This is a genomic window from Tissierella sp., from assembly GCF_052089545.1.
Lineage (GTDB): Bacteria > Bacillota > Clostridia > Tissierellales > Tissierellaceae > Tissierella_A.
In genome coordinates, this window is sequence record NZ_JBQDAA010000155.1 from 1 (window position 1) to 5779 (window position 5779).

At 31.9% G+C, this 5779-nt stretch carries 5 protein-coding genes; 3 read left to right on the forward strand and 2 right to left on the reverse strand.

Translation table 11 applies throughout. From position 1 onward, the window contains the following. From ACTHW2_RS10140 to ACTHW2_RS10150, 3 genes are all read left to right on the forward strand, one after another. A partial coding sequence (locus ACTHW2_RS10140) for a MurR/RpiR family transcriptional regulator (RefSeq protein WP_442263803.1) occupies positions 1–341 on the forward strand: 341 nt, incomplete at its 5' end. Positions 342–574: 233 nt separating this feature from the next. Beyond that, positions 575–2275, forward strand: coding sequence for a 2-oxoacid:acceptor oxidoreductase subunit alpha (locus tag ACTHW2_RS10145; protein WP_442263804.1), 1701 nt, complete (start codon positions 575–577; stop codon positions 2273–2275). Position 2276: 1 nt separating this feature from the next. Beyond that, the gene (locus ACTHW2_RS10150; RefSeq protein ID WP_442263805.1) at positions 2277–3158 is read left to right on the forward strand and encodes a 2-oxoacid:ferredoxin oxidoreductase subunit beta; all 882 of its coding nucleotides are present in this window, start codon (positions 2277–2279) and stop codon (positions 3156–3158) included. Positions 3159–3283: 125 nt separating this feature from the next. Here ACTHW2_RS10150 and ACTHW2_RS10155 read toward each other — a convergent pair whose 3' ends face one another. Continuing rightward, positions 3284–3802 carry a GNAT family N-acetyltransferase gene (locus ACTHW2_RS10155; RefSeq protein WP_442263806.1) on the reverse strand — a complete coding sequence of 173 codons (519 nt, stop codon included), beginning with the start codon at positions 3800–3802 and terminating at the stop codon, positions 3284–3286. A gap of 191 nt (positions 3803–3993) precedes the next feature. Next, positions 3994–5379, reverse strand: a complete 1386-nt coding sequence (locus ACTHW2_RS10160; RefSeq protein ID WP_442263807.1) for an alanine/glycine:cation symporter family protein — start codon at positions 5377–5379, stop codon at positions 3994–3996. Between the last annotated feature and the right edge of the window lie 400 nt (positions 5380–5779).

Genomic DNA, 5779 nt, shown 5'->3' on the forward strand with positions numbered 1-5779 from the left:
CTATGGAAATAGCTGCTTCAAATGATGAAGACTTATTGGTAGCTTTTTTATTTCCAAGATATTCATCAAATACAATTAATATCATTGAAAAAGCTAAGCAAAATGGTACCCAAATACTAATTGTAACAAGCAATGAAATTTCTAGAATAAAGCATCTGGGTGATATTATATTACCTACTTTTGTTTATGGATTAGGAGTAAGAGAATCTCTTATAGCACCTATATCACTAAGTGATTATTTAGCTAGTTCAGTTGCATTAGTTAATCCAAAAGAATCTAGAAAATTAATAACATATGCTGATAGAATATACCAAACGGGTTATTATTTAGATAATGATTGATAATTAAAGCTATAAAATTATACTTCCACATAAAAAGAGTTCTTGATATCAAGAACTCTTTTTATGTGGCTGATAGAATTTAATACGTTTGGCATCATTGGATTAAATTTCTTAAAATAGGGTATTATCAAAGATGTAAGTTCATTATAAGCAACTTAAGATAGGCATGCTTATAAGTTATTACTATAAAATGTAGTAATATTAACTACAAATATAAAAATTGAGGTGTTTAGATGTATAATATTTTAATAGGTGGAGCTGCTGGTGACGGTATAGAAACTACTGCAGTTGTACTAGAAAAAACATTGAAATCCATTGGTTATAATGTCTTTTCAATGAGAGATTTTATGTCCAGAGTTAGAGGTGGTCATAACTTCAACAAAATAAGATTTGGAAATAAGCCAGTCTATACTCATAAAAGAGAGTTGGATGGTTTAATTGCAATCAATGAGGAAAGCTTTAATCTTCATAAGGATGATCTAAAAAAGGACGGATTTATAATATGTGACCCTAGTCTTTCAATAGAGCATCCAAATCTTATCAAGTTAGATTTTAAGTCTTTAGCTAAAGAGGCAGGAAATGTTCGTGCTGGAGGTAGTGTTATTATAGGTACAATATTATCCTTATATGGACTAGACTTAGGAAAGGCACAAGAAACTTTTAAAGACTTCTTTCCGACAAAGATATTAGATGCAAACTTAAAAGCTTTATCAGCTGGATATGATCAAGTAAAAAAATCATATGAAATAGGTAAAGAAAAGGATCTTTCAAATCATGTAATGATAAATGGTGCTGAAGCTATGAGTAGCGGTGCTTTAGCTGGTAATATGAGATTTTATTCTGCATATCCTATGTCTCCTGCAACTACACTACTAAATTATTTTAACAATGTTAAGGAAGATGCAAATATTGTAGTAGAACAAGCAGAAGATGAAATCGCAGCTATGAACCAAGCATTGGGTGCAGCAGCAGCTGGAGCTCGTGCTATGACTGGATCATCTGGTGGAGGCTTTTCGCTAATGGTAGAAGCTTTAGGTATGGCTGGTGTAGCAGAAATACCTTTAGTAGTAGCAAATGTACAAAGACCAGGACCAGCTACAGGTCTACCAACTAGAACTGAACAATCCGATCTAAGATTTATGATCCACGCTTCACAAGGAGAGTTCCCTAGAATGGTTATTTCTCCGCAAAACCATAAGGAAACATATCACCAAAGTCAAAGGGCTTTTGATATAGCTCAGAAATATCAGATACCAGTACTATTATTAAGTGATCAGTTCTTAGCAGATAGTTCTAGTGTTATTCATATGGACGAAATGTTAGACCACAAAGATTATCTAGTTAAAGAACTAGAACAAGATGTAGAAATAGAAGTAGATGAAAACGGAGTATACAAAAGATATCAATATACTGATACAGGAATATCTCCGCTAAAACATTACGGCGATAAAGATTATCTTGTTAAAATGGGTTCAGAAGAGCACACAGAATATGGTGTATTAACTGAGTCTGGAGATGTACGTAATAAGATGGTTAATAAAAGAGCTAAAAAATTTGAACTTCTAAAAGAAGAATTAATAGAGCCTTTATTTGTAGGAGATGAAAATCCAGAAATCTTAATCGTTGGATTTGGTTCTACTTACGAATCTATTAAAGAAGCTGTAGAATTACTAAACGATAAAAGTGATACAAAATATGCCTTCTTATCATTTGGAGATGTACACCCACTTCCTACTAAGAAACTTTTAAAATATTCTAAGATTGCTAAAAGAGTAGTTAGTATAGAACAAAACTTTGATGCTCAATTTGCAGGAATAGTAAGACAAGAAACTCTTATCGACTGTAAGCCTGCCTTCTTAAAATATGATGGTAGACAAATGCATAGTGAAGAGATAATAGAAGCTTTAGAGATTTTAGACAAGGAAGTGAAATAATATGATTAATCAAAAATATATTAGTACAGAAACACAATGGTGCCCTGGTTGTGGTAACTTTTCAATACTTTCCACACTAGTAAAGCTTATGAACGACATGAATATTCCTAAAAATGATATTTTATTTATGGGTGGTATTGGACAAGCTGCTAAATTAAACCAATTTGTTACTGCAAATGGTTTTAGTGGCCTCCACGGGAGAGTTCTTCCTGCTGCTACTGGAATTCATGCAGCAAATCCAGAACTAAAAATAGTTATAAATAGTGGTGATGGTGATTCTTATGGTGAAGGTGGAAACCATCTTATACACACTATTAGAAGAAACCCAGATATTACACATTTGGTTCATAACAATCAAATATATGGACTAACTACTGGTCAACCCTCCCCTACTACAGATATTACAGACGCTATAGTAAAATCACCTACTACAGATGTTTCAGATCTTGTAGAGGAAGCTGTTAACCCTTCTATACCACTTAAACCCTTGAACCTAGCTTTAGCATCTGGTGCTACATTTATAGCTAGAACTTTTAGTGGAGATAGGGATCAGTTAAAAGAAATCATGAAAGCTGCCATAGCACATAAAGGTTATGCTCTTGTAGATATTCTACAACCATGTGTTACATTTAATAAAGTAAATACTTTCAAGTGGTATAAAGATAGGGTAAAACCTGTTGATGATAGCCATGATGTAACAGATAAAAAAGAAGCTGAAAAACTAGCTAGAACTTGGGGAGAAGAAATACCTACTGGTATACTTTACCAAGTTGAAAAACCAGTATATACTGAAAGAAGATCAGTACTAAATAAAGGAGTCGTTCCAGTAAAAGAAAAAATTACTGAAAAAGAAATAGAAGATAGGCTCAAATCCTTTATATAAGATTTGATTTATATTGAAAACAAAAACCACCCAGTGAAAATTTATTTTCACTGGGTGGTTATTTATTGTCTCTTATTTTATTTAATTTTAAAGTCAAAAAACTTATTATAATATAAGATTATTTATTATAGCTTTTTTTCCAAGAAAACTAATTCAATGCCTTCGATACCATAAAATTCAGATGGCAAAATACCAACCTCTTTGTATCCAAGCTCTTTATAAAACTTTCTTGCATATGAATTTTTTACATTTGTATCCATACGAAGATATTTACAACCTTGTTCCAAAGAATAATCTTCATAAAATTTTATAAACTTTCTTCCATAACCTTTTCCCTTAATGCTAGGAGACACAACTAATGTATGGAGTACCATAACCTTATCATCTTCCACATCATAGTCCCATTCTACATCTGGATATTTTGGACCCTGTACCTTATTTATTATTGCTGTTGCAACTATTTGACCCCGGTCTTCTTCTACAAACATATCCCCTCTAAGAATAGAATCTTCGGCTGTTTTTCTAGTAGGATAAACATCTTTTACCCAACCAACAACCATTTTATCACTTTCTATTTTAGAATGAATTTCATCATAGATTTCTGATATTCTATCAATATCACTCATATTAGCCTTTCTAAACATTCATAACACCTCCTCATATATATAATTACTAAACTCCATTACATTATTATACCTTAATGATGTTTAAAACACTAGATTTTAATAGATTAACCCTTGAAAATTTCTACCAATATAATAAAGTAAAATGAGGCTACCACACCAATATATTAGTGTGGTAGCCTCATTTATATATTCTAGAATATTATTTTAATTTACGATGACTTTGATTTCCTATTATGTCCATAAAAATTAGGAATTTCTGTATTATAATATTCATCTTTCAATTTTACTACTTCCTTATGCAAAAACAGTATTCCAATTAAGTTTGGAAGGATCATAAAACCATTAAATGTATCTGCCAAATCCCAAACAAAACTTTCATGGGATATTGCTCCAAAAATTATTGCAAGTATCCAGAAAATACGAACTATAGTCTCATATTTTTTACTGTCTGCCATAAATTCTATTGAACGCTCTACATATGTGTAAAAGGTTATCAAACAAGAAAATCCAAACAAGATAACTGCACCTATAACAATGTATCCTGCACCTGGTATCATAGTATTAAATGCTTCTACAGTTAAATTAGCACCAAAATACTCTCCCGTACCCCAAAGGCCAGACATAACAATTGTTAAAGCAGAAATTGCACAAACTACCATAGTATCTAAGAAGACTTCTACTGGTCCCCAAATAGCCTGCTCAATAGGATGACTTACCTGAGCACCTGATTGAACCATAGCAGCTGTTCCAAGTCCTGCCTCATTTGAAAACATCCCTCTTGCCATACCATATCGTACCACTATAAATACACCTCCAACAGCTCCACCTGTTACTGCTGCAGGATCAAAAGCACCCCTTACTATCTCAACTATTGCACTAGGTAATAAATTAATATTTAAAATTATACCAAAAAATCCTGCTAAAATGAATGCTCCACCCATAAAAGGAGCTAATATCTCACTAACACGACCTATTCTAGAAAACCCACCAAATATTACTATCCCCGCTAGAATAGCAATAGTAATTCCTGAGTATAAAACAGGAACATTGAAAGTTTCATTTAAAACAGAAACCATAACATTTGTATCTACTACAGCTGATATAGCAAATGCTACAAATATAGAGAATATAGCGTATAATACGCCCAACCACTTTTGACCTAATCCTTCAGATATATAATACATAGGCCCTCCAGATACTGACCCATCTGGATTAGTTTTTCTGTAAGCAACACCAAGGGCAATTTCAGAAAACTTTGTAGCCATACCTATTATAGCCGCAACCATCATCCAAAATAAAGCTCCAGGTCCTCCTATTATTAAAGCAGTTGCTACACCTGCTATATTTCCAGACCCCACAATAGCTGAAACCGACATCATTGCAGCCTGGAAAGATGTTACATCACCTACAGATTTTTCCTTCGGTCCTTCACGCATTGCACCAAGAGTGTTTTTAAATAAAAACCTAATGTTTCTAAACTGTACAAAGTTTAATTTATAAGTTAAAAATAGTCCAGTTCCTAAAATAAGCAGAATACTCGGAACTCCCCAAACGATATCATTTACAATATCATTAATTTCAATCAACCTATCCACTCATATCCCTCCCAAATAGAATTTTATTTAATTTTCTATACATAAAAAACTAAAATAATCATTAAATATAAAAAATTAAATATTATAAAACTAAATGAAACATTTTAAACCTTAAATAAAAATTATTTGTCACCTCCATTTTTATTAATTTTATAATTAAAGCTATATGGGACTATAGCTTTTATAAAAAAGCCCACAATAGAAAAATGCTTAAACAAATTATCCTAAGTGGGCTTTAATATATTTAGTTGATTTTAATACTTTATGTGTTTATCATTTTAAATTAAAAGAATTTTCTAACTATTCTTATATATAATTCTATTATATATTCCCCCTAATTACACCTGACAATTTGTATGAAGTTTAAGTGATATTTTAGTCCTTTTGACAATGTTTTCCT